This window comes from Pseudomonas sp. ASL3, assembly GCF_056680425.1.
Genome location: NZ_CM155281.1, coordinates 3,678,581 through 3,702,311, shown reverse-complemented (window position 1 = coordinate 3,702,311; position 23,731 = coordinate 3,678,581). Strand labels below are relative to the sequence as shown.

General features: G+C 57.2%; 21 protein-coding genes and 1 pseudogene. 18 read left to right on the top strand and 4 right to left on the bottom strand.

Going from position 1 to position 23,731, the window contains the following annotated elements; translation table 11 throughout:
- Nucleotides 1–11: 11 nt before the first annotated feature.
- From AC1MEE_RS17115 to AC1MEE_RS17100, 4 genes are all read left to right on the top strand, one after another.
- Nucleotides 12–923, top strand: a complete 912-nt coding sequence (locus tag AC1MEE_RS17115) for a metal ABC transporter substrate-binding protein (protein ID WP_480410786.1) — start codon at nucleotides 12–14, stop codon at nucleotides 921–923.
- Between the two features lie 358 nt (nucleotides 924–1,281).
- On the top strand, nucleotides 1,282–2,145 hold the full coding sequence (locus AC1MEE_RS17110; protein ID WP_480410785.1) for a hypothetical protein: 864 nt from the start codon (nucleotides 1,282–1,284) through the stop codon (nucleotides 2,143–2,145).
- Nucleotides 2,145–2,867, top strand: a complete 723-nt coding sequence (locus tag AC1MEE_RS17105; RefSeq protein ID WP_480410784.1) for a TylF/MycF/NovP-related O-methyltransferase — start codon at nucleotides 2,145–2,147, stop codon at nucleotides 2,865–2,867. The genes AC1MEE_RS17110 and AC1MEE_RS17105 overlap by 1 nt, the downstream gene beginning before the upstream one ends.
- A 396-nt stretch (nucleotides 2,868–3,263) precedes the next feature.
- Nucleotides 3,264–4,598, top strand: coding sequence for an MFS transporter (locus tag AC1MEE_RS17100; RefSeq protein WP_480410783.1), 1,335 nt, complete (start codon nucleotides 3,264–3,266; stop codon nucleotides 4,596–4,598).
- Nucleotides 4,599–4,651: 53 nt separating this feature from the next.
- Here the strand turns inward: AC1MEE_RS17100 and AC1MEE_RS17095 are convergent, their stop codons facing one another.
- The 4 genes from AC1MEE_RS17095 to flgA all read right to left on the bottom strand — a co-directional run bounded on the left by AC1MEE_RS17095 (nucleotide 4,652) and on the right by flgA (nucleotide 7,235).
- On the bottom strand, nucleotides 4,652–5,401 hold the full coding sequence (locus AC1MEE_RS17095; RefSeq protein WP_480410782.1) for a flagellar brake protein: 750 nt from the start codon (nucleotides 5,399–5,401) through the stop codon (nucleotides 4,652–4,654).
- A gap of 83 nt (nucleotides 5,402–5,484) precedes the next feature.
- Nucleotides 5,485–5,952 (bottom strand): flagella synthesis protein FlgN, encoded by a 468-nt coding sequence (locus AC1MEE_RS17090; protein ID WP_480410781.1) that lies wholly within the window; start codon nucleotides 5,950–5,952, stop codon nucleotides 5,485–5,487.
- Nucleotides 5,953–6,001: 49 nt separating this feature from the next.
- Nucleotides 6,002–6,325: a flagellar biosynthesis anti-sigma factor FlgM gene (flgM, locus tag AC1MEE_RS17085; protein WP_480410780.1), complete on the bottom strand. Its 324-nt coding sequence runs from the start codon at nucleotides 6,323–6,325 to the stop codon at nucleotides 6,002–6,004.
- A gap of 148 nt (nucleotides 6,326–6,473) precedes the next feature.
- Nucleotides 6,474–7,235 carry a flagellar basal body P-ring formation chaperone FlgA gene (gene flgA, locus AC1MEE_RS17080; protein ID WP_480416257.1) on the bottom strand — a complete coding sequence of 254 codons (762 nt, stop codon included), beginning with the start codon at nucleotides 7,233–7,235 and terminating at the stop codon, nucleotides 6,474–6,476.
- A gap of 80 nt (nucleotides 7,236–7,315) precedes the next feature.
- On the opposite strand from flgA, the gene AC1MEE_RS17075 reads away from it, so the two are divergent.
- From AC1MEE_RS17075 to AC1MEE_RS17010, 14 genes and pseudogenes are all read left to right on the top strand, one after another.
- Nucleotides 7,316–8,242 carry a chemotaxis protein CheV gene (locus AC1MEE_RS17075; RefSeq protein WP_480410779.1) on the top strand — a complete coding sequence of 309 codons (927 nt, stop codon included), beginning with the start codon at nucleotides 7,316–7,318 and terminating at the stop codon, nucleotides 8,240–8,242.
- Nucleotides 8,243–8,296: 54 nt separating this feature from the next.
- On the top strand, nucleotides 8,297–9,124 hold the full coding sequence (gene cheR / locus AC1MEE_RS17070; protein WP_480410778.1) for a protein-glutamate O-methyltransferase CheR: 828 nt from the start codon (nucleotides 8,297–8,299) through the stop codon (nucleotides 9,122–9,124).
- Nucleotides 9,125–9,368: 244 nt separating this feature from the next.
- On the top strand, nucleotides 9,369–9,776 hold the full coding sequence (gene flgB, locus AC1MEE_RS17065; RefSeq protein WP_480410777.1) for a flagellar basal body rod protein FlgB: 408 nt from the start codon (nucleotides 9,369–9,371) through the stop codon (nucleotides 9,774–9,776).
- Between the two features lie 3 nt (nucleotides 9,777–9,779).
- Nucleotides 9,780–10,223 (top strand): flagellar basal body rod protein FlgC, encoded by a 444-nt coding sequence (flgC, locus tag AC1MEE_RS17060; protein WP_480410776.1) that lies wholly within the window; start codon nucleotides 9,780–9,782, stop codon nucleotides 10,221–10,223.
- 15 nt (nucleotides 10,224–10,238) lie between these two features.
- On the top strand, nucleotides 10,239–10,937 hold the full coding sequence (locus AC1MEE_RS17055; protein ID WP_480410775.1) for a flagellar hook assembly protein FlgD: 699 nt from the start codon (nucleotides 10,239–10,241) through the stop codon (nucleotides 10,935–10,937).
- 28 nt (nucleotides 10,938–10,965) lie between these two features.
- Nucleotides 10,966–12,285, top strand: a complete 1,320-nt coding sequence (gene flgE, locus AC1MEE_RS17050; protein ID WP_480410774.1) for a flagellar hook protein FlgE — start codon at nucleotides 10,966–10,968, stop codon at nucleotides 12,283–12,285.
- A 279-nt stretch (nucleotides 12,286–12,564) separates the two neighbouring features.
- Nucleotides 12,565–14,376: pseudogene (locus AC1MEE_RS17045) on the top strand (flagellar hook protein FlgE).
- An 803-nt stretch (nucleotides 14,377–15,179) separates the two neighbouring features.
- Nucleotides 15,180–15,917, top strand: a complete 738-nt coding sequence (locus tag AC1MEE_RS17040) for a flagellar basal body rod protein FlgF (RefSeq protein ID WP_480410773.1) — start codon at nucleotides 15,180–15,182, stop codon at nucleotides 15,915–15,917.
- Nucleotides 15,918–15,963: 46 nt separating this feature from the next.
- Nucleotides 15,964–16,752: a flagellar basal-body rod protein FlgG gene (flgG, locus tag AC1MEE_RS17035; protein ID WP_480410772.1), complete on the top strand. Its 789-nt coding sequence runs from the start codon at nucleotides 15,964–15,966 to the stop codon at nucleotides 16,750–16,752.
- A gap of 84 nt (nucleotides 16,753–16,836) precedes the next feature.
- Nucleotides 16,837–17,562, top strand: coding sequence for a flagellar basal body L-ring protein FlgH (flgH, locus tag AC1MEE_RS17030; RefSeq protein WP_480410771.1), 726 nt, complete (start codon nucleotides 16,837–16,839; stop codon nucleotides 17,560–17,562).
- Between the two features lie 13 nt (nucleotides 17,563–17,575).
- Nucleotides 17,576–18,685 (top strand): flagellar basal body P-ring protein FlgI, encoded by a 1,110-nt coding sequence (locus AC1MEE_RS17025; RefSeq protein WP_480410770.1) that lies wholly within the window; start codon nucleotides 17,576–17,578, stop codon nucleotides 18,683–18,685.
- Between the two features lie 10 nt (nucleotides 18,686–18,695).
- Nucleotides 18,696–20,036, top strand: a complete 1,341-nt coding sequence (gene flgJ / locus AC1MEE_RS17020) for a flagellar assembly peptidoglycan hydrolase FlgJ (protein WP_480410769.1) — start codon at nucleotides 18,696–18,698, stop codon at nucleotides 20,034–20,036.
- A 10-nt stretch (nucleotides 20,037–20,046) separates the two neighbouring features.
- Nucleotides 20,047–22,092 carry a flagellar hook-associated protein FlgK gene (flgK, locus tag AC1MEE_RS17015; RefSeq protein WP_480410768.1) on the top strand — a complete coding sequence of 682 codons (2,046 nt, stop codon included), beginning with the start codon at nucleotides 20,047–20,049 and terminating at the stop codon, nucleotides 22,090–22,092.
- Nucleotides 22,093–22,105: 13 nt separating this feature from the next.
- Nucleotides 22,106–23,686 (top strand): flagellar hook-associated protein 3, encoded by a 1,581-nt coding sequence (locus AC1MEE_RS17010; protein WP_480410767.1) that lies wholly within the window; start codon nucleotides 22,106–22,108, stop codon nucleotides 23,684–23,686.
- Nucleotides 23,687–23,731 lie beyond the last annotated feature (45 nt).

The following is a 23,731-nucleotide window of genomic DNA, read 5'->3' as shown; positions in this document are numbered from 1 at the left end:
CAAGGAAAGTCATGAAACGAACAATGCTATTGGGCACCATGGCGGCTTTCGCGCTGTGCGCGTTTACCACTCTGGCTCAGGCCAAGCCACTGGAAGCCGTGGCCTCGTTCACCGTCATCGCCGACATGGTCCATACCGTGGGCGGCGACCGTGTTCACGTGACCTCGCTGATCGGCCCCAATGGCGACCCCCACGTCTACGAGCCGACGCCGGCCGACGCCCAGGCCTTGAAAAAGGCTGACGTGACGTTCGTCAGTGGTCTGCATCTGGAAGGTTGGCTGGATCGTTTGATCAAGGCCTCCGGTTATCGCGGCGAACCGGTGGTCCTGTCCAATGGCATCAAGGCCCGAAGCATGGAAGAGGATGGCAAACGCATCACCGATCCCCATGCCTGGAACAGCGCCGCCAACGGCGTGATCTACGTGCGCAATATCATCACTGCGTTGAAAAAAGCCGACCCGGAGGGTGCGAGTGTTTATCAGGCCAATGGCGAACGCTATATCGCCCAATTGCAAGCACTCGACAGCTATGCCCGCGCGCAAGTCCAGGCGATCCCCGCTGCGCAGCGTAAAGTCCTCACCTCCCATGATGCATTCGGTTATTTCGGCGATGACTACGGCGTAACCTTTCTGTCACCTTTGGGGTTATCCACCGAATCAGAAGCATCGGCCGCTGATGTATCCACATTGATTCGTCAAATCAAGAATGAACACGTCAGCGCCTACTTCTTCGAAAACTCCGGCGACCCGCGCCTGGTCAAGCAAATCGCCGCCGCCAGCGGTGCGCAACCGGGTGGCGAGTTGTACGTCGAAGCGCTGTCCCCAGCCGATGGCCCGGCTGCGACTTATGCACAGATGTTTCGCTACAACGTCGACAAACTGACGGCGGCGATGCAGGGGAAAGTGCCTGTGGCTGATAAGTAACTCAGGTCCACACGCCCCTGTAGGAGCTGCCGAAGGCTGCGATAAGGCCGGAACGGCCTTCATGAACATCAACCGCGCGACCGGTCCCCGGTCGATCGCAGCCTTCGGCAGCTCCTACAAGGAATTCATTCGCGAATGAATCTCCCACAGGCATATGGGAGCCGTATTTCCCGAGTCAGGTAAAAATCCGCGCCCTCATCAACGATGTGGGTAGAGTCTCGACCCTGCCTTCGTCGGACGAACGTCCTGCAAGCATCAGGAGACGTTTATATTGTCGGCGCTCTGGCGTCGGCGCCCTTCAGTTTGGCTTTTGGCTGCCGACAATTAAACCAGTCAAAGTATTCAAGGGGGGGGAATCGTGGATTTGTATATCAACCAGCTTCAGAAGAAGAATGACTTCAGAAGTGCGATCTATTCAGGCGATATTTTCCTGAACACTGATTTGAATGCCCCCAAGGACCTCTGTGCATTCGCCAAGGAAAGCATCACCGCAGCCTTCGACGGTGAAACCAATCACCAGGCGCTGCATACGATGATGCCGGTGACAGAGTTCGTCGAGCGGGTGACGCGGCTAAAGGGCCAGTTCACCAACTGCCTGCCGGTCAAACAGATGATTCGCGATTTTGTGCTGGAGATCGGCGCCAATCCCGATGAGTTTCTCTTCGATGTGCCACGGATCCGGGTCGTCCCAAACTACAACTACCTGCATGCTGGCGTCAGCTATGCCTACAAGCCACATCGCGATACCTGGTATGGGAGCGTGGATTGTCAGATCAACACCTGGATGCCGGTTTATACGATCCAGCCAGATCAAACGATGATGATCAACCCAGGCTACTTTTCGACTCCGGTGAAAAACTCCTCGGCGGACTGGAGCCTGGACAATTGGATCAATGTGCAGCGTTCGATGGCCAAAGAGAACGTGACCGAAGAAGTGCGCGTTCACCCGGTTCCTCTTGAAGACATTTCGACGGCTTCTGAAATCCGGATTGCCGGCAATGCGGGCGAGATTCTGACATTTTCAGGCGCGCACCTGCATGGCACGGTGGCCAATTTCACCGAGCAAACCCGTTTCAGTATTGATTTCCGGCTGGTGCATATCGCTGATCTGCTGAGCAAGCGCGGCGCTGTCAATGTCGACAGCGGTGTTGCGGATGCCGAAGCCGGGTATAAAGATTTTTTCCATGTCAGCGACTTTTCGCATTTCCAGGGAGCCAAATAATGACCAAGCGCCGCCTTACCGACGCCGAGATCCAGTACAACGAAACGCGTGCCAGCGTCCTCGGGCGCGTTGACTCCACCTATGTCGCTGACGCGCCGTTCGTGTTTGCCAATCGGATTACAGTGACTGCGGCCTTGTCGCGTATCGAACTGTTCAAGATGGTTCAGGATATTCCTGGCGCCATCATTGAATGCGGCGTGTACAAGGGTAACTCCCTGATGTTGTACATGCAGTTGTCGATGATTCTTGAACCGTATGCGATCAATCGTTCGATCATTGGCTTCGATACGTTCTCCGGTTTTACCAGCATTGATGCTAAAGAAGATCCAACCGATATCAATGAGAACATGTTCTCGGACACTGACGAGACATTGATTCAGGACATGATCGATGCCAACGACTTGGTGCGTCCGGTGAATCGCATCCCGCGTTGCGAGATCGTCAAAGGCGATATCCTCGAAACCGTGCCGGCCTTCGTCAAGACTCGGCCGGATCTGGTGGTGGCGATGCTGATTCTGGATACCGACCTGTATTCGTCGACCAAAGTCGCGCTGGAAACCTTTTTACCTTACATGCCTAAAGGCGCAATCGTGGTGTTGGACGAAGTCGCTTACCGCAACTTCCCTGGCGAAACCGCTGCTCTGCGCGACGTGCTGGACCTGAACAAGGTCGAGCTCAAGCGCCTCCCGTTCGATTCAAGCGTGGGTTATTTCCGCGTTTGATTTAGTGCCTCAGACTGTCAAAAAACCCACTGTTGATCGGTGGGTTTTTTCGTTATGGGCACTACGATTTGTAAAGGTGGAAGGGTGTCCACACGCAGCGCTTGAAATGTCGAACGGGTGATGCGTATTTTGTACGGGGCGCGGGGTCCAGCCTCTCGACGCGTGTTCAGCATCTGGCAATTGCCGTGAGCCTTGCAGCGGGTCTTTATGGTAAAGAGTTTATCGAAGGCTACATCGCTTCGAAGGTCATGGAGCTGACCCGCTTTTTTGATGACTTTTTTTGATGAGATTACCCCCTGAGAGAGGCGCGTGTTGGCTGCTCAGGCTTAAATTGTTGTGTTGGAGCGGCCCGTCCGGGTAGCTCCATTTCTTTTATGCGGAATGCCTGGAACGTCGATGCGCCAAATCTGGAAGTCTTTTCGAGCGCTTTATTTCGCTTCGCTGATGATGCTCATCGGCTCGGGTCTGTTAAGTACCTACCTCGGTTTACGTCTGGCGGCCGATCATGTCGACAGCCTGTGGGTCGGCGCGCTGATGGCGGCCAACTACTTCGGTCTGGTACTGGGCGGAAAGATCGGCCACCGTCTGATTGGCCGGGTCGGGCACATTCGTGCCTACGCCACCTGCGCAGGTATTGTTGGTGCAGCGGTGCTGGGGCACGGGTTGATCGATTGGCTGCCGGCGTGGCTGTTCCTGCGGATGATCGTGGGCCTGGGCATGATGTGTCAGTACATGGTGATCGAAAGCTGGCTCAACGAGCAGGCACAGGCCAAGCAGCGCGGCGTGGTGTTCAGCGGTTACATGATCGCGTCTTACCTGGGGCTGGTGCTGGGTCAGTTGATTCTGGTGATCCACCCGTCGCTGGGGCTTGAGCTGCTGATGCTGGTCGCGCTGTGCTTCGCGCTGTGTCTGGTGCCGGTGGCGATGACCCGCAGTATTCACCCGGCGCCCATGCATCCGGCACCACTGGAACCCCGGTTTTTCCTCAAGCGCGTGCCGCAATCGCTCAGTACGGTATTGGCAGCAGGGCTGATTATCGGTTCGTTCTATGGCCTGGCGCCGCTTTATGCCTCCCAGCAGGGCCTGCCCACCGAGGAGGTGGGTTTGTTCATGGGTAGCTGCATTCTCGCCGGGTTGTTGGTGCAGTGGCCGTTGGGGCGCTTGTCGGATCGCTATGATCGGGCCGTCTTGATTCGTGGTTTTGCCGTGGCGCTGGCCTTGATCTCCTTTCCCTTGGCGATCATGCCGCAGGTGCCGCTGGAAGTGTTGTTCGCGGTCGGCTTCTTCGCATCCTTGATGCAATTCTGTCTTTATCCCTTGGCGGTGGCCTTTTCCAACGACCACGTTGAAGGCGAGCGTCGCGTGTCGCTGACCGCCATGCTGCTGATGACCTATGGCATTGGCGCCAGCATCGGCCCGCTCGCAGCGGGCGTGTTGATGAAGATGTTTGGCAGCAACATGCTCTACGCTTTTGTCTGTTCAGCAGCAGTGATTTTGGCCCTGCGAATCCGGCCTAAGGCTGTGACCAATCTGCACCAGGTCGAGGATGCGCCGCTGCACCACGTTGCCATGCCAGACAGCATGTCCAGTTCGCCGTTGGTGGTCGCGCTGGATCCGCGTGTGGATGAGCAGGTGGTCCATGATCAGATGCAGGCGACGGTCGAACCTGAAGTGCAGGGCGAGCCAGACCTGGAAGTCGCTGCGGATGAGAAGGCTGACAAGACTGTTTGAGGAAGGTGGTGTCAGGTGGGCGGTGTGTAGGGCACACCGCCTTTAAGCGATGATCAGAAGTCGTCGTCTTTATCGAATCGCCGCGCTTCACGCTGCAATTGGTACACGAAGCGCTCGACTTGGCGCTGCACCAGCCCGCTCATGTTATGAAAGCGGATACCGGCGAAGGTGGTGTTGATCCTTTCTTCGAAATGCAGATAACGCAGCTCGACCGGCGCGGTCATGTTGCCAAAAGGCAGGGCTGCGATAAAGCGCTCATAGACCTGACCCAATTGCAGCCGCTCGGAAATGTCGCCTTCAAATCGCAATTTGCAACCTGTGGCGGAAATATCCAGCAACTTGCCGTTCAGGGGAGCTTTGAGTTTTTCGCCGCCGATTTCAACACTGACCAGTTGAGCCAGTTTCAGCGCAGCGCGGAAGGCGTTGCGGCGCTGGTGATACACCACTTCCGTAGGCATGGCGCCACGGTAGCAACGGTGACCTTCGGCGTCCTCGATGGTCAGCGTCTCTTCGCATTCCCAGGCGATTCGCACACCGTCATGAAAACCTTCGACGCGAAACGCTTCGCCGCTGGCCAGGAAGCGTTCGCCATCGCGAGGGATCATCTCATCAAGGGCAATTCTGTTGCTGTCGCGATCGACTTCGATCAGATAGCTCTGAAAACGCTGACTGCGCTCATGAAAGGTAATGATCAGAGGGTCATGGCTGTCGAGCAATAGCCGCAGATTGGCGGCAATTTCCAAGGGCGTGGTGAGTACTTTCGGGGGTTGCGGAGCATCTTCCGCGCTTAAGGCATTGAACACGGTTCATCCATCTCCAGGCAAAATACGACAGCACTCAATCTCCGGCATTTTGCCAGCATGTTTGACGCCTTGATACAGGAAATTTACGCCTGGCTCAGTGGGCGTGGCTTGGTAAACCTGGAAGTCGATCCACGATTGTCATACAGCGTCGGCGCATCGCCGCCGGTAAGAATTTTCATCTGATTGGCCGTGGTCGCCTGCTGGAGCTGAATCGAAAGACCATTGAGTTCGTTGGTCGCCCGGCATGCGGTCATCACGGCGGTCAATGCGTCGCCCTGACTGAGCAGCGCTTCACCGATCGACGAATGGCGTGCCAGTTCTTCGAGGCCCTGGCGATCCTGGCTCAAATTGAGGCTGGCAAGAATCTGACTGCGTTTGCGACCGCGCTGCTCAAGCATGATCACCAGCGATTGTTTTTGCGCCAGGATACCCTCGAGCAAGAACATGTCGCGGCCGTGCAAGGCGAGGGATTCGGCTTGCAGTAGCTCCAGCAGCTGTTGTGCCGGGGCGATATCATCGGTGATCAGTTGCAACAGAGTAGTGTCGTGCATGGCTGGCTCTGGGTTTTAGGCGTCCAAAAGCCCGGGCGCAAGCCTACGGCTAGCGCTGGGCTTCGAAATTAAGCAGTTTGCTGGCGACGCGGTTGCTGTCGACTTTATAGCTACCGTCGGCAACGGCCTGCTTCAACTCGGCCACACGGGCATTATTGACAACTGGCTGGTTGCGCACATTGTCGCTGATCGTTTGCAGCCGCTGAGCCTCGTCACTGAGGTGCACTGTATCTCCATTGGATTGGCTGACCGCTTCGGTCGCAGGCTTTGCGCTGGAGGAGGTCGCGGCGCTGCCGGTCTCCTTGATGGCGCTGGTGCGCGAACCGGTCGAGACGGATGTAGAACTGCTTAACCGACTAAAGTCGATAACCATGATTGAAAACCTCTAGGTGTTTGGACGCTTGCCATGTTTTCGGCCAAACACAAAAAAACTTTAGGCGCTTTAATTGAAGTGAAGAAAAAGCCGCCGCAGGCACCTGCCAGTTGCCAGTCTAGGAAACTCTGCGCCATCACGCCAGCGATCACAAGGCTACTTCAACTTGCCCCGGTGCTGTGACGCGAGCTTTGATCACCCGTTGCGAGTTCAGGTTCCGTACTCTGATCTGCTCGCTCAAACCTCCGTCGGACAGCGCTTCGCCGGGCATACGGACCTGCAGTGTACCGCTCTTGGCGGTGATCACGACCTGGTCGCCCTTGCGTACCACTTCTGCCTGCTCCATCTGCAATGGGGAAATGATCTGGCCGTTGATCATTTGTCGGGTCACTTTTTGTCCGACGGCCTCGTCGATCGACGTCAGGTAGCCCTGGGGCATCTGGCTGATGTCGCGCTCGCTGAGGGCAATATCGTCTTCGCCGATGATGCTCGCGTATTTGAGGGGGCGTTTGACAATCACGACCTGGCGAAATAAATGTACCTGGGCGGGCACGTACACCGTCCAGGGTAACGACCCTTCGCAACGAACCTTGACGGTTACGCGGCCGATGGGCTGGGCGGGGCTCTCAAGGCTGGCTGTCAATTCCTTGTCGCATTGTGTCAATGTCATCCGCGGATCAAGCGGGTTGACCTGAATCTGGTAGCGGCCTTCGGTTTGGGTTGTGGTCAGATAGTCTTCTACCGAGAATTCAAGAAACCCCTGGGTCACGCCGATAAGTTGATCAGGCAAGCTTAAAAGCTGGGCCTGTGCGGGTTGGCAGCAACTGAAAAGCCACAAGGCGGCTACCGCGCAGTGTAAGCTGCCGGAAATAGATGCCATGCGTCGGGAAAATGTCGTTTTTGCGTTCATAACCGTTAAAAAGCAAGCCCCGTGCCGCTTCGTGATTTGAGTGAGCATCGGTTCGAAGCTTTTGATTTAGGAGTCATGGCATGGCTGGTGTAATGGATTCGGTGAACCAGCGCACTCAACTGGTAGGGCAGAATCGCCTCGAGTTGTTGTTGTTTCGTCTCAACGGCCGACAACTCTATGGGATCAACGTGTTCAAGGTCAGGGAGGTGCTGCAGTGCCCCAAACTGACCGTGATGCCCAAGTCCAGCCCGGTGGTGCGCGGCGTTGCAAATATTCGTGGGGCGACCATTCCGATCATCGATCTGGCGATGGCCACCGGCGCGCAGGCGCTGCAAGGCGTGAATGACACCTTTGTAATCATCACCGAGTACAACACCAAGATTCAGGGTTTCCTGGTGCATTCGGTGGAGCGCATCGTCAACATGAACTGGGAGGAGATCCATCCGCCACCCAAGGGGACCGGGCGCGATCACTATCTGACGGCAGTGACTCGAGTCGACAATCAACTGGTCGAAATCATCGACGTCGAGAAAATTCTCGCGGAAGTGGCGCCAACCTCGGAGAGCATTTCGGTCGGCGTCGTCGATGTCGAAACTCAGGCCAAAGCGGTGTCACTGCGGGTACTGACGGTCGACGATTCGTCGGTTGCACGCAAGCAGGTATCGCGCTGTCTGCAGACGATCGGGGTCGAAGTGGTGGCCTTGAATGACGGTCGTCAGGCCCTGGACTACTTGCGGCGCATGGTCGAAGAGGGCAAGAAGCCCGAAGAAGAGTTTCTGATGATGATTTCGGACATCGAAATGCCCGAGATGGATGGGTATACCTTGACTGCCGAAATCCGCAGCGACCCGCGCATGCAAAAGTTACATATCATCCTGCATACTTCGTTGTCGGGAGTATTCAATCAGGCGATGGTCAAGAAAGTCGGCGCAGATGATTTTCTCGCCAAGTTTCGACCTGATGACCTGGCATCCCGGGTAGTTGACCGGATCAACGCAGCAGAATAATCGCCGGAGGGCGTTGCCCTCTGGCGGTACACACGATTTAAAGAGGCGGTTTCTTTGTCGACAGGTAATTTGGATTTCGAACAGTTCCGGGTCTTCCTGGAAAAAGCCTGTGGCATTTTGCTCGGTGAGAATAAGCAGTACCTGGTTTCCAGCCGTCTCAACAAGCTTATGGATCAGCAAGGCATCAAGACCCTGGGCGAGCTGATCCAGCGCATCCAGGCGCAGCCACGCAGTGGTTTGCGTGAGCAGGTGGTGGATGCGATGACCACCAACGAAACCCTGTGGTTTCGCGATACCTATCCGTTTGAAGTGCTCAAGAACAAGGTGTTGCCTGAGCAGATCAAGGCAAGCCCGGGTCAGCGTCTGCGGATCTGGTCGGCTGCCTGCTCGTCAGGGCAGGAACCCTATTCGCTGTCGATGTCGATCGATGAGTTCGAGCGGGTCAACATCGGTCAGCTCAAAAGCGGCGCGCAAATCGTTGCCACGGATCTGTCCGGGACCATGCTCACCAACTGCAAGTCTGGCGAGTACGACAGCCTGGCGATCGGTCGTGGTCTTTCGCCTGAGCGCTTGCAACGGTTTTTCGACGTTAAAGCGCCGGGTCGCTGGGCAATCAAGGCACCGATCAAGAGTCGTGTCGAGTTTCGTTCGTTCAACCTGCTCGACAGCTACGCCAGCCTGGGCAAGTTCGACATCGTGTTCTGTCGCAACGTGCTGATCTATTTCTCGGCGGAAGTGAAGAAAGACATTCTGCTGCGTATCCACAGCACGCTGAAGCCGGGTGGCTATCTGTTCCTGGGCGCTTCCGAAGCGCTCAATGGTTTGCCTGACCATTATCAAATGGTTCAGTGCAGTCCGGGGATCATCTATCAGGCGAAGTAAGTTCCACTGCGCGCTAAAAATGCCTCTGTCGAAAGACAGGGGCATTTTTGTTTGACTGATGTGACACCACCGGCAATTCCTATTGCCGCTTTACTGGCGTACAGCGGAAATCCATTGCCGCTATTTTGGCTTGCCGCCCGGCAAACCTCGCCAGAACCCTTGATTTATGGGCCTGGCGAAGCTGGCACGTTGATTGCTATGTCTCAGATACGAAAATCAGGTCAGCCGCTAAAGGTTTCCCGACATGAGCATCAGCTTCGATAAAGCGCTAGGCATTCATGAGCAAGCCCTCGGCTTTCGCGCTCAGCGTGCTGAAGTGCTGGCCAACAACATTGCCAACGCCGACACACCGAACTACAAGGCGCGAGATCTCGATTTCTCTGCCGTGCTTGCCGCGCAAAGCGATAAAACCAAGAACGGTACCTTCGCCCTCAACACGACCAACAGCCGGCATATCGAAGCCGAGGGTCTGGGTGGCACTGACGGGACGCTGCTGTACCGCACGCCGAGCCAGCCATCACTGGACCAGAACACCGTCGATGCGCAGGTCGAGCAGTCCAACTATGCGCAGAACGCCGTGGGCTTCCAGGCCAGCTTTACCCTTCTCAACAACAAATTCAAAGGGCTGGTGTCAGCCCTGCGTGGAGAGTAATCCATGTCTCTTTCCAGTGTTTTCAACATTGCCGGTACCGGCATGAGTGCTCAGACCACTCGCTTGAACACCGTGGCCAGTAACATCGCCAACGCCGAGACCGTCTCGTCGAGCATGGACCAGACCTATCGCGCTCGTCACCCGGTGTTTGCCACCGTACTCCAGGGGCAGGGCAGCGGCGACAGCGGTTCGCTGTTCGGTAGCCAGGACGAAGCGGGCCAGGGTGTTCAGGTCGCCGGTATCGTCCAGGATCAGGGCAACCTTGAAGCGCGCTACGAGCCCAATCATCCGTCGGCTGACAAGAATGGTTACGTCTACTACCCCAACGTCAACGTTGTACAAGAGATGGCCGACATGATCTCTGCCAGTCGCTCGTTTCAGACCAACGCGGACATAATGAACACCGCTAAAACCATGATGCAGAAGGTCCTGACCCTCGGTCAGTGATAAGAGGCGCAGTCGATGACAACCACCAACAACGTCTCCAACACCACCTCGACGGTTCTGAGCCAGCTCTCGCAGCAGGCGGCGTCAGCCAGCACCAATCCAACGGGTACCTCTGCGCTGGGCAAGGATGCATTCCTGCAACTCCTCGTCACGCAGATGAAGAACCAGGATCCCCTGAATCCGCAGGACAATACGCAATTCGTGTCCCAGCTGGCTCAGTTCAGCAGCCTCGAAAGCATGCAGAACCTGAGCACCACGGTCGATACGATTGCCAGCACGTTCCAGTCGTCCCAGGCCTTGCAGGCTTCTTCTCTGGTCGGGCGGTCAGTCATTGTCGCCAGCGGTTCGGCCGTGGTCGATACCACCAAAGGCCTGACCGGTTCCGTGGTCGTGCCAGCCTCGAACACATCGACCACAGTCAAGATCAACGACTCGAACGGGAACCTGGTCGACACCCTCAATCTGGGCGGACAGTCGGCGGGCACTACCAGCTTTACCTGGAACGGCAAGGACAGTAGCGGCAATGTGGCTACCGCCGGCAGCTACAGCTTTGTCGCAACCGGTACCGTCAACGGTACGGGCACTGCACTGACCACCTACCTGCCGGCCACCGTCAACAGTGTGACGATGGGTGTCAGTGGTGCGGAAATGACACTCAACCTGGCAGGCGGTACCACTGTCGGGTTATCCAAAGTACAAACGATCGGATTATAGAGCCGACTAGACGGCAAAGGAGCGGAAGATGTCATTCAATATCGGCCTTAGCGGGCTCTATGCGGCCAACAAAAGTCTCGACGTTACCGGCAACAACATTGCCAACGTTGCGACCACGGGTTTCAAATCCTCCCGTACCGAATTCCAGGACCAGTACTCGGCGTCGATTCGCGGTACGTCCGGGGCGACAAACGTCGGCAGCGGTGTGACGGTTGCCAACGTGTCCCAGCAGTTCACCCAGGGCACGCTGACCACCGGCACCGGTCGCAGCCTCGATTTGGCGATCAACGGCAACGGCTTCTTCTCGGTCAGTAACAACGGCGAAAAACTCTACACCCGTGCCGGTGTGTTCCATACCGATAGTTCAGGCAACGTTATCGATGACAGTGGTAACAACCTGCAAGGTTATAGTGTCAATGCGGCCGGTACGGTCGTCACCGGTGTTCTGACCAACCTGAAAATCGACTCGTCGAACCAGCCGCCGAACCCGACTGGCTTGATCACCATTGCGTCCAACCTGAACTCCACGGCGACCGTTCCGACCGTTACTCCGTTCGATCCGGCCAACGTGAACAGCTACACCACCACCCAAAGCACGCCGATCTATGACAGCCAGGGCAACTCGCACACCATGAGTCAGTACTTCGCCAAGACGGGTACTAACGCCTGGACGATGTACACCCTGGTCGATGGTCGTAATGTATCCAGCCCGGCGACGTCGCCGGTGGTGGCTGACTCAACGAACCTGACCTTCAATTCCGATGGTTCGCTGAACACTGCGGCGCTAGCCACGAGCGGCAACGTGGCGGTTAACGCTGACGGTACCTTTACCCTGAACAACTGGGTACCGGCTGCGCAAGTCGGTACGACCGGCGTCTGGGCGAGCAACGGTGCCTCGGCCAAGGTCGGCGGTATCAAGCTGGACATGCTCGCGACCACCCAGACCAACTCGGTGTCAGGTGTGATCACCCAGAAGCAGGACGGTTTTGCGACCGGTCAGATGGCCAGCATGTCGGTGGATGCTACCGGCAACTTGTTCGCCACCTACACCAATGGCACGTCCAAGACCATCGGCCAGGTGGCTCTGACCAACTTTGCCAACGTGCAGGGATTGATTCCGATTGGTGGTACTAACTGGCAAGAGTCCTACGCATCAGGTGTGCCGGTTACTGGCGTTCCTGAGTCGGGCACCCTGGGCTCCATCACGGGCAATGCTCTGGAAAACTCCAACGTCGACCTGACCGGTGAGCTGGTCAACCTGATCAAGGCGCAGAGTAATTACCAGGCGAATGCGAAAACCATTTCGACTCAAAGTACTATTATGACGACCCTGATTCAGATGGTCTGATAAGCGTGTATTGAACAAGCCTTGAATGAAGCCCCTTTTCGAAGGGGCTTTTTATTAGCTGCGTTTTAGTCTTTATCAAAACCGTGTTGAAAGTTTGGTCATTAAGTTCTAGCCGATTCCTACAATGTATATAGAAAATTCCTACTTTCGTTAATGCGAGAATCAATAACGCAGAAAACAGTCGATATCGGCATCCGAGAGATGCCTTGTCGCACTGTTTGACTGCGAAAAATGAAATGCATTAACGAGAGCGCCGTTCAAGACGGCACAGGAGTTTTTATGTCATTCAGTATTTCCCTGGGTGGGCTGCATGCCGCCCATAAAAGACTTGAGATCGCCGGCAACAATATCGCCAATGTCGGTACTCATGGGTTCAAATCATCTCGCGCGGAATTCGCAGCCCTTTATTCGGGCGCGATGCTCGGTAATAACCGTAATGCCGTCGGTGACGGTGTGCGTCTGGCCAATGTCTCGCAGAACTTCAATCAGGGCGAAGTCAACCCCAACTCCGAGCGGGATCTGGACTTGCGGATACAGGGCAAAGGTTTCTTCGTGGTAAGTGATAACGGTGCCCTCAGCTATACCCGCGCTGGCGCGTTCATAAAAGACAAGAACGATTATATTGTCGACAACGAAGGTAATCGATTGCAGGGTTATGGCGTCAATGGCAAAGGTAACGTCATCAATGGCGTGCGCACGGATCTAAAAATCGACACGAGCAATATGCTGCCCAAAGCCACATCCGAAATCATTGAAACGATTAACCTGGACTCTTCCCAAGCCGCGCTTTCAACGCTTCCGGTTTTTAATCCGGCTGACCCCGGTACCTATACGAAAGTGATCAGTAGAACCATTAAAGATGGCGGGGCTGAGGCTGTCGCGGAGGTCAAAGGCAAAGACTTTAACGGCAATGAGACGATACGGGTCCAGGCCCGGCCTGCCATTCCGCCTGCGGAACATGAACTCAAGCAATATTTCGTTAAAGTCGACGCCCACCAATGAGCGATGTACACGCTGATCGATGGCCGTCATCCGACAGATCACACCACTACAACACCGTTAAAGGCAATGATCACGCAAAAGCCCGACGGTGGCTTTTCATTGGCCGGCGACGGCGAACATATCAAAGTAACATCGGATAAAGAATTTACGCTGAATGGCTGGAAGCCCACCCGGCAAGTCAATGGTCTCTGGGCGGCCAGCCCGGCAGCCAATAACGGGCCGATTGTGCTTTCTTTATATGAGGGGCCAGCCAATGGAGTAGACGAGAGCGACGCGGTCATGGGTCGACGGCTCCCGATCTTCAACTCCTCCGATGTCACAACCTTCAATAGGTCGTTCTCTATCCCGGTATACGACAGCCTGGGTAACCAGCACGAGTTGAATCAATACTTCGTCAAGGACGACACTAACAGCTGGAAGATGCATGTTCTGATCAATGGCCGAAACCCGACGGACCCTGAAAAGACTGATCCAGCTTCCGCGAGCCTAACGTTTGATGCCTATGGCGCTGTGCAGTCAATGGCTGGCAGTGACGGGCTGCTGGTGGCAAACAGAACGCTGACCCTGAAAAACTGGGTACCTGCCAAGGTCATTGATGCGGGCAAGAACAGCGAAAAGTGGATGTCCAACGGTGCTCGGGGCGGTTCAGCCGGTATTGCCATTGACTTGAACAAACTCAGTCAACATAACGCAGTGACTGCTCGAACCGCGGCACAGCAGGACGGGCATACAGCAGGGGAGCTCAATGCTATTTCTATCGACATGAATGGCATCCTGAGGGCGGGGTTCAGTAATGGACTGAACAAAAATATCGGCCAGGTCATGCTCGCCAGCTTTGCCAATGAACAAGGGTTGAAGCCGGGGAGTAATACCCATTGGAAAGAAACGAGTGCCTCGGGCATCGCCAACATGGATGCGCCCAAAGTCGGGACATTGGGCAGCATTGTCTCGGGCTCACTTGAAGGCTCCAATGTGAAGTTGACCGATCAACTTGTGGAGTTAATCCAGGCGCAGACGGCCTATCAGGCCAGCTCTAAAGCCCTGTCCACAGAAGCGACGTTGATGCAGACGTTGATACAGGCGACGTAAGCCGCCGCGCCCACTTTGGGAACTCTAGTGTCTGGACTTGCGCCTTCGCGGACAAGTCCGCTCTTATCAAGCAGCCTGTAAATCGCTGAAAAATAAAATATAAATTTTAAGTCAGGCACCGATCGACTGTAGGAGCTGACTTGTCTGCGAAGGCCATTCAACGCGGTGGGTCTGGCAGATCGCGCCGTATGTTCTTCGCAGACAAGTCAGCTCCTACGCCCTCCGGGCAGAATCGGGACCGTGTTTGCTGCGCGACAGCGCGGCGTCGAAGACGGGGCGGGATCTCCTACGATTCCGGGGGTTTAACCTGGGCGGCCTCGATACTGGCAACCAGCGTCTCTGTAGGGGCCGTCAATCAGCTTGAATGCCCATTTAGGGTTGACATGCTGCAGGCAGACGACCCGTGTCGCGCCTTGCCATGTGTACCAAGGGGCCTGGGAGGCCAGAGCCTGGGTTGGAATGATGATCAGGCCGGCAACAAGCGAAATAAGAAAGCGGGTTCGAAAGGTCATATAAACCTCATTACGTAGTGCGTCGATGTTATCGCGCTCTGTCTTTTTGTCTCTGATATTTATGGCCTCGCCGGCAAACGAAGTTTTTTTGGCGGCAAGGTCTGCGCCGTTTGGCCAAATGCGGCAGTCCGCCGCCGCCTTCCCTCGGTCTGTGTTCTTGGGTGGCCGGCTTTTCCCTGTTAATGCTGGCGAATCAAGGCTTTGTATCAGTCTTGATAAGTTGGTTCGAATATTGCTTCAGCGTGTTTAGAACAGCTACAGGCGGCAAACGTCTGTCAGAGGAGGAAGACTGTGGACAAGTTGCTTTACGTGGCCATGAGCGGTGCGTCTGAGAACGCTATAGCGCAGAAGGCCCATGCCAACAACCTGGCGAACGTCTCTACCAACGGTTTCCAGCGTGACCTCGAACAGGCGCGCTCGATGCCGGTATACGGTGATGTCATGCCTTCGCGTGCCTACGCCATGAGCGAGCGTCCAGGAACTGACTTCTCTGGTGGCGCGATGATCGATACCGGCCGGGATCTGGACGTTGCCGTGAAGGGCGATGGCTGGATCGCGGTGCAGACTGCCAACGGTGGCGAAGCTTATGCGCGTACCGCCAGCATGAATATCGATGCCCTCGGTGTGTTGCGCACTGGCAATGGTTTGCCGGTCATGGGCAATGGTGGGCCGATTGCCGTGCCGCCGCAGCAACAAATCGAGATCGGTGCCGACGGTACCATCAGCGTTCGCTCGATGGGCGAAGGCCCGCAGGTCGTCGCGCAGATCGATCGGATCAAATTGGTCAAGCCGGACTTGAAGAACATGGAGAAGGGCGCTGATGGCCTGATCCACACCAAGGACGGCAAGCCTGCCGCCGCTGATGGCAGCGTACAGGTCGAGTCGGGGTTTCTGCAGGCGAGCAACGTCAGTGCCGTCGAGGAAATGACCTCGGTTCTGACACTGTCCCGTCAATTCGAATTGCACATCAAGATGATGAAAACCGCCGAAGACGACGATGTGTCCATGGCGCGAGTCTTGCAGAGCTAACCATTGATAGCTTGCGCCGATAATCGGGCGCTCGAGGAGAGAAAGAATGCTTCCGGCACTATATGTCAGCAAGACCGGTCTCGCCGCTCAGGACACCAACCTGACGACCATTTCCAACAACCTGGCGAACGTATCGACCACCGGTTTCAAGCGTGATCGCGCCGAGTTTCAAGATTTGCTCTATCAAATCAAGCGTCAACCAGGCGCCCAATCGACCCAGAACAGCGAGCTGCCATCCGGTCTGCAATTGGGTACCGGTGTGCGCATTGTCGGCACCCAGAAAAACTTCACTGCAGGCAGCTTGCAAACCACTGATCAGCCGCTCGATCTGGCAATCAACGGTCGCGGTTTTTTCCAGATCCGACAGCCCGATGGCACGGTGGCTTACAGTCGTGACGGTACGTTCCACCTGGACACCAACGGCCAGATCGTGACCGCCAACGGCTATGCCCTGGATCCGGCGATTGTCGTGCCGGCGCAAGCTCAGACCTTCACGGTCGGCCAGGACGGTACGGTGTCGGTGACCCTGGCAGGCGCCAACGCCACTTCGCAAATTATCGGCAACCTGCAGACCGCCGACTTCATCAACCCGGCCGGTCTGCAGGCTGTGGGCAGTAACCTGTTCCTGGAAACCGCTTCGAGCGGCGCGCCGCAGGTTGGCACGCCGGGGCTGAACGGCTTCGGCACCACACAGCAGAACACCCTGGAAGGCTCCAACGTGAGCACTGTCGAGGAAATGGTCAACATGATCACTACTCAGCGCGCCTACGAGATGAACTCCAAAGTGATTTCGACTGCTGACCAGATGCTGCAGTACGTTACGCAAAATCTGTAAGACCCTGACGGGCCTGTTTGGCCTGTCGATAGACCTGATCAATTTGATGACAAGCTCCTGCTGCACCGCGAGGTTTTAAGTGTCATGAAACGGCTTTCTGTTCTGCGGCTTTCCCTGCTGATCGCTCCGTTGATAGCCCAGTTTTGCGCAATCGCATTACTGGCTGGCTGTGTTGCGCCTTCGGCCAAGCCCAATGACCCTTATTACGCGCCGGTGTTGCCGCGAACGCCGTTGCCCTCCGCAGCGAACAACGGTTCGATCTATCAGGCCGGGTTTGAGCAGAACCTTTACGACGACCGCAAGGCTTATCGGGTTGGCGACATCATCACCATCACGCTTTCCGAGAGAACCGACGCGAGCAAGGCGGCCAGTAACGGGATCACCAAAAACAGTAGCAATAGCATCGGCCTGACCTCGTTTTTCGGTGGCGGCCTGACCACCAGCAATCCGGCGGGTGGCGGTAATCTGAGTTTGAACGCCGGCTACAACGGCGCGCGCACCACCAAGGGTGACGGCAAGGCGGCACAAAGCAACAGCCTGACCGGTTCGGTGACCGTGACGGTGGCTGAAGTGCTGCCCAACGGCATCCTCGCGGTTCGCGGCGAGAAGTGGATGACCCTCAACACCGGTGATGAACTGGTGCGTATCGCCGGCCTGATCCGTGCCGATGACATCGCCACTGACAACACCGTGTCGTCCACTCGGGTTGCCGATGCACGCATTACGTATTCAGGGACCGGTTCGTTCGCCGATTCCAGTCAGCCGGGGTGGTTCGATCGTTTCTTCCTCAGCCCGTTGTTCCCTTTCTGATAGCGGGATAGACATGATCAAGTTCAAGCAACTGATGGCGGCGGTACTGCTGTTGTCCACGGCGCTCGGTGTGCATGCCGAGCGGTTGAAGGACATCGCCAGTATTTCTGGCGTACGGACTAACCAATTGATCGGTTACGGTCTGGTGGTCGGTCTCAACGGGACGGGCGACCAGACCACTCAGACCCCGTTCACGCTGCAGACCTTCAACAACATGCTGGCCCAGTTCGGCATCAAGGTGCCGGCGGGCACGGGCACCGCACAGTTGAAGAACGTCGCGGCGGTGGCGGTGTATACCGATCTGCCTGCGTTCTCCAAGCCGGGGCAGATGGTCGACGTCACCGTGTCGTCCATCGGTAACTCGAAAAGCCTGCGCGGTGGCAGCCTGTTGATGACACCTCTGAAAGGTGTCGACGGCAACGTTTACGCCATTGCTCAAGGCAACCTGGTGGTCGGTGGTTTCGACGCCGAGGGTCGTGACGGCTCGAAGATCACCGTCAACGTTCCGTCGTCCGGGCGCATCCCGGGGGGGGCTTCGGTCGAGCGTTCAGTGCCGAGCGGTTTCAATCAGGGCAACAGCCTGACCCTCAATCTCAACCGCTCCGATTTCACCACTGCCAAGCGTGTGGTCGACAAGATCAACGACATGCTTGGCCCTGGCGTGGCCCAAGCCCTGGACGGCGGGTCGGTACGGGTGACTGCGCCGCTGGATCCGAGTCAGCGGGTCGACTACCTGTCGATTCTCGAGAACCTGGAAATCGATCCGGGTCAGGCGGCCGCCAAAGTCATCATCAACTCGCGCACCGGCACTATCGTGATCGGCCAGAACGTCAAGGTATCGCCAGCCGCCGTGACCCACGGCAGTCTGACCGTGACCATTACCGAAGACCCGATCGTCAGCCAGCCAGGCCCGTTGTCCAACGGCACGACGAAGGTCGTGCCGCGCTCGAAAATCAACGCGGCGCAGGAACTGCACCCGATGTTCAAGTTCGGTCCCGGCACCACGCTGGATGAGATCGTGCGGGCGGTCAATCAGGTGGGCGCTGCGCCCAGTGACTTGATGGCGATTCTCGAAGCGTTGAAGCAGGCCGGCGCGCTGCAAGCCGACCTGATCGTGATCTGAGGACCTGAGCATGGACATGCCCAAGAGCGGAGTTTCCTCGGCTAGCGATTCGGGGGCCTATACCGACCTCAGTCGTCTGAATGCCCTGAAAACGGGGAACAGGGACAGCGATGCCAACCTGAAGAAGGTTGCCCAGGAATTCGAGTCATTGTTCGTCAGTCAGATGCTCAAGTCGGCGCGTTCGGCCAACGAAGTGCTGGCCAAGGACAACCCGATGAACACCTCGGAGACGCGGCAGTATCAGGAAATGTACGACCAGCAACTGGCGGTGACGATGTCCAGGCAGGGTGGTGGTATCGGCCTGCAGGACGTGTTGATGCGACAGTTGTCGAAAATCAAGGGCAACCAGGCGCCTGCGTCCACCACCGGTAACCTGACGGCGGCGTCGACCAGCAAGAACACGGACCTGAAGCGCTCGGGCCTGACGAGCCCGGATTCCAAAGTCGCGGATATGAAAAACACAGGCCTGGCGACCCAAATCGCACAGCGGCCGCTGTGGGCGACGCGTTCGGTTGCTGCGGATCACAGGTTGGCTGCCGCCTCTGGCGCTGGCGGCGTACGCAATGACGTGGCAATGCTCAACCAGCGCCGGCTCTCGCTGCCAAGCAGGCTCGCCGACCGACTGCTCGCCGGCATCGTCCCGGCCACCGCAACCACGCTCAGTCAGGCGGCGAGCGAGAGTGGCGCGAACAACCGTATCACTGTGCCGGGTAATGCCGGTGCTCACAGCGGCGCCACGTTCGCCGGTAATGGCGACTGGACCCAGGCGCCGAATCTTTCCACCTCGAGTGGCTCGACCAGGGTCCAGGGCCGCGGCATGGCTCAGATACCGCTCTCGCCGGGCAACAAAACCTTCAGCAGTGCCGACGATTTCGTCGCGACCATGTTGCCGCTGGCCAAGGATGCCGCCGCGCGCATTGGCGTCGACCCGACCGTGCTGGTGGCTCAGGCGGCCCTGGAAACAGGTTGGGGCAAATCGATCATGCGCCAGCAGGACGGCAGCAACAGTCACAACCTGTTCGGCATCAAGGCTCAGGGTGACTGGCAGGGGCCTGAGGCGCGAGCGATCACTAGCGAATTTCGTGATGGGCAGATGGTCAAGGAGACGGCGAACTTCCGCTCTTACCCTTCCTATTCCGATAGCTTTCATGATTTGGTCACCGTGCTGCAGAACAACAATCGCTATCAAGGTGTGTTGAAGTCGGCCGATAACCCTGAACAGTTTGTGAAAGAGCTGCAGAAGGCCGGTTACGCGACGGACCCGGACTACGCCAGCAAGATTTCGCAAATCGCCAAGCAGATGAAGAGTTACCAGAACTACGCCGCAGTGGGCTCTTCCACGACTTTATAAGGCTTGAACAATGTCACTGATTTCAATTGGGCTTTCGGGGCTGACTGCGAGTTCTGCAGCGCTTAACACCATCGGTAACAACATGGCAAACGTTGATACCGCGGGTTATTCGCGTCAGCAGGTCATGACCACCGCATCGGCGCAGCAGAGCATCGGGGTCGGCTACGTCGGTACCGGTACGACCCTGTCTGACGTGCGACGGATTTATAACAGTTACCTCGACAGCCAATTGCAAAGCAGCACCGCGCTCGATTCCGATACGACGGCCTTCCTGGGCCAGGCCACTTCCACCGATACCCTGCTGTCCGGCAGCACTAGCGGCGTTTCGAGCACGTTGGCAAGCTTTTTCAGCCAGTTGCAGTCGGTCTCGACGACGGCGACGAATTCTAGTACGCGGTCGCAGTTTCTGACGACAGCGAATGGGCTGAGTAGCCGGTTCAATTCGATCTCCTCGCAATTGAGCGACCAAAACACCACCATCAATACCCGACTGAGCAGCCTGTCCAGTCAGGTCAATACGTTGACTTCCTCGATTGCGCAGTTGAACCAGCAGATCACTCAGGCGTCGGCGGGTGGCACGACCCCGAACACCATGCTCGATTCGCGTAACGAAGCGGTGCGCCAACTCAACACGTTGGTCGGTGCCAAGGTGGTGAATAACAACGGCAGTTACGATGTGTACCTCGGTACCGGCCAGCCGCTGGTCAGTGGCACCACCGCCAATACCCTGTCCGCAGGTCCGAGCTCCAGCGACCCTTCGCAGTACAGCTTGCAAGTGAAATATGGGTCGGGCAGCTCGGACGTGACTTCGGTCGTGACCGGCGGGACCATCGGCGGTCTGTTGCGCTTTCGCAGCGACGTGCTGACACCGGCCACCAACGAGTTGGGGCGTGTTGCTCTGGTTGTCTCTGATCAGGTCAACAGCCAGTTGAATCAAGGCATCGACAGCAACGGCCAGTTCGGCAGCAACCTGTTCAACAGTATTAACAGTCCGGCGCAGCTCAGCCAGCGCAGCATTGCCTCGTCGGGCAACAGCGCAGGTTCCGGCAACCTCGATGTGACCATCGCCGATACCAGCAAGCTGACCACCAACGATTATCAGGTCACCTTCAGCAGCGCGACAGCCTACGATGTAAAACGGCTGCCCGATGGTACGGACATGGGGGCCTATGACCTCAGCACCACACCCGCTCCGGTCATCGACGGTTTTTCTCTGGCGCTCAATGGCGGCGGGCTCAGTGCCGGCGACAGTTTCAAGGTCACCCCGACCCGCAATGCGGCGGCGGGTATCGCGACCGTGATGACCGACTCCAACACCATTGCGGCTGCCGCTCCACTGACTGGGGCCGCCGGTTCGAGCAATAGCGGTTCAGGCTCGATCACTCAGCCGGTGCTGACTAGCCAGCTGAATATTTACAACGCGGCCACCAGCGCGGACCTGCGCACCGGCCTGCAGAATTCTACCCCGGTCAAGTTGGTCTTCGGTGCCGTTACGGCGGGCACTCAGGGCTACACAATGTACGACGCCAAGGGTACCTCGATTGGCACGGGCACCATCGTTCCCGGGCAGAGCAACACGCTGAACCTGTCGGTGCCGATGGTCGATGCCAGCGGCAACCCAATCAACGATGCCTCCGGCACGCAAGAGACCTACAGCTTCCAGATGGGGGTTTCCGGCACTCCGAGCCAGAACGACAGCTTCAGCGTTTCATTGACGGGCGCAGGGTCCGCCGACAACCGCAATGCTCTGGCCACGCTGGCGCTACAGACCAAGCAGACGGTGGCTGTGTCGGCCGGCAATAGTGGCGTGAGCATGACCGATGCCTACGGCAAACTAGTGGAGACGGTGGGGGCCCAGGCCAGTCAGGCCAAGAGCGACAGCACCGCAACCACGGCAATCCTGACGCAAGCCAAAAGCGCCCGTGATGCCGTGTCCGGTGTCAACCTCGATGAGGAAACGGCGAACCTGGTCAAGTATCAGCAGTACTACACAGCCTCTTCGCAGATCATCAAGGCTGCGCAGGAAATGTTCACCACTCTGCTCAACTCTCTTTAAGGAGTCGTAAATCATGCGAATTTCTACTTCTCAGTATTACGAAGCCAGTGCCGCGAACTACCAACGTGTCTACAGCAATGTGGTCACGACCGGCCAAGAGGTCAGCAGTGGGGTTCGGGTCAATACCGCAGCCGATGATCCGGTTGGTGCGGCACGCCTGCTTCAGCTTGGGCAACAAAGCTCGATGCTAGGTCAGTACGCGTCCAACATCAGCACGCTGAAAACCACGCTGACGCAATCCGAGACGGCGATGAACAGCATTCAAACCGCATTGACGACTGCCAAGGAGTTGGTGATCCAGGGAAGCAACGGCACCTATACCAATCTCGACCGCCAAGCCAATGCCGCTCAACTGACCCAGATCCAGGGCCAGGTGTTGTCGCTGATGAACAGCCAGGACGCCAACGGTCAATACATTTTCTCCGGTTCGAAGACTTCGACGCCGCCGTACTCGCAGAACGCTGACGGCACCTACAGCTACAACGGTGACCAGAGTTCGATCAGTCTGCCCATCGGCAATTCGCTGTCGGTCGCGAGCAATACCACGGGCTGGGCTGCTTTCGAACAAGCGACCAATACCACGCGGACCTCCAGCACCATGACCTCGCCCGCGGTAGACGATGGGCGGGTGAGCCTGTCCGGCGGCCAGGTGTCGAACAGCGCGACATTCAACAGTACATTCGCCAGCGGTCAGCCGTATACGGTGAGTTTCCTCAGCAGCACGCAGTTCAAGATCACCGATGGTGCGGGCACCGATGTGACGTCTGAGACCAGTCAGAACGGCACCTTCAGCTCGGCCAATGCCGCGTCTCAGAGCATCGCCTTCCGTGGTGTTTCGGTTGGTTTGAATATCAACCTGAGCACAGCCGATCGCACGTCGACAGCCACTGCGGATGCCGCTGTCGCCGGCCACAGTTTCCAACTAAGCGCCACGCCGGATACCTTCTCTACCTCGCGCAGTCCAGGCAACCCGTCGGCGACAGTGATCACCGCTGCTACCGAGAGCAACGCCGCCGCTTATGCCAGCAGCTTTCCACCGGGCGGGGCGGTCCTCAAATTCAGCAGCGCCACCGCGTTTGACCTCTATGCTGCACCGGTCACGGCCAGCAGCCAGCCGGTTTCCAGTGGTGCCCTGGTGGGTTCTACCGCGACTGCGGCCGGGGTCTCTTTCACCCTGAGTGGCGCGCCAGCGACAGGTGACCAGTTCTCGGTTCAGGCCAACACCCACCAGACGCAGAACGTTTTGAATACATTGGCTGCTGCTGCGGCGGCGTTGAATGCGCCAGCCGATGGCAACCCGGTTGCCTTGCAAAAGCTGAACGCCGCGATGGATTCGGCGCTGGGCAATCTGAACAGTGCCTCCGATCAGGTCAGCAGTGCTACCAGTAATTCAGGTGCGCGTGGGGCGATCGTGGACACTCAAAGCGCCAGCAATGACACCCAGGTGGCGGCCAACACCACGGCCCAGGGTGCGATTCGCGACGCCGACCCGGTAGCGTCCTACACCAACCTGACCTTGCAGCAGACCATGTTGCAGGCCGCCCAACTGGCGTTCAGCAAAATCTCCCAACTGGGTCTGTTCAACAAGCTCTAAGCGTCCTCGGTCGGGTGGTTGACCGACCGCTGTAACCGCCGAGTC

Bases quoted from the DNA above. Each gene is read 5' to 3' on its own strand.
- AC1MEE_RS17115 (WP_480410786.1), top strand. From the start codon at position 12: ATGAAACGAACAATGCTATTGGGCACCATGGCGGCTTTCGCGCTGTGC.
- AC1MEE_RS17105 (WP_480410784.1), top strand. From the start codon at position 2,145: ATGACCAAGCGCCGCCTTACCGACGCCGAGATCCAGTACAACGAAACG.
- AC1MEE_RS17100 (WP_480410783.1), top strand. From the start codon at position 3,264: ATGCGCCAAATCTGGAAGTCTTTTCGAGCGCTTTATTTCGCTTCGCTG.
- AC1MEE_RS17090 (WP_480410781.1), bottom strand. From the start codon at position 5,952: ATGCACGACACTACTCTGTTGCAACTGATCACCGATGATATCGCCCCG.
- flgM (WP_480410780.1), bottom strand. From the start codon at position 6,325: ATGGTTATCGACTTTAGTCGGTTAAGCAGTTCTACATCCGTCTCGACC.
- flgA (WP_480416257.1), bottom strand. From the start codon at position 7,235: ATGAACGCAAAAACGACATTTTCCCGACGCATGGCATCTATTTCCGGC.
- AC1MEE_RS17075 (WP_480410779.1), top strand. From the start codon at position 7,316: ATGGCTGGTGTAATGGATTCGGTGAACCAGCGCACTCAACTGGTAGGG.
- flgB (WP_480410777.1), top strand. From the start codon at position 9,369: ATGAGCATCAGCTTCGATAAAGCGCTAGGCATTCATGAGCAAGCCCTC.
- flgC (WP_480410776.1), top strand. From the start codon at position 9,780: ATGTCTCTTTCCAGTGTTTTCAACATTGCCGGTACCGGCATGAGTGCT.
- AC1MEE_RS17055 (WP_480410775.1), top strand. From the start codon at position 10,239: ATGACAACCACCAACAACGTCTCCAACACCACCTCGACGGTTCTGAGC.
- flgE (WP_480410774.1), top strand. From the start codon at position 10,966: ATGTCATTCAATATCGGCCTTAGCGGGCTCTATGCGGCCAACAAAAGT.
- flgG (WP_480410772.1), top strand. From the start codon at position 15,964: ATGCTTCCGGCACTATATGTCAGCAAGACCGGTCTCGCCGCTCAGGAC.
- flgH (WP_480410771.1), top strand. From the start codon at position 16,837: ATGAAACGGCTTTCTGTTCTGCGGCTTTCCCTGCTGATCGCTCCGTTG.
- AC1MEE_RS17025 (WP_480410770.1), top strand. From the start codon at position 17,576: ATGATCAAGTTCAAGCAACTGATGGCGGCGGTACTGCTGTTGTCCACG.
- flgJ (WP_480410769.1), top strand. From the start codon at position 18,696: ATGGACATGCCCAAGAGCGGAGTTTCCTCGGCTAGCGATTCGGGGGCC.
- flgK (WP_480410768.1), top strand. From the start codon at position 20,047: ATGTCACTGATTTCAATTGGGCTTTCGGGGCTGACTGCGAGTTCTGCA.
- AC1MEE_RS17010 (WP_480410767.1), top strand. From the start codon at position 22,106: ATGCGAATTTCTACTTCTCAGTATTACGAAGCCAGTGCCGCGAACTAC.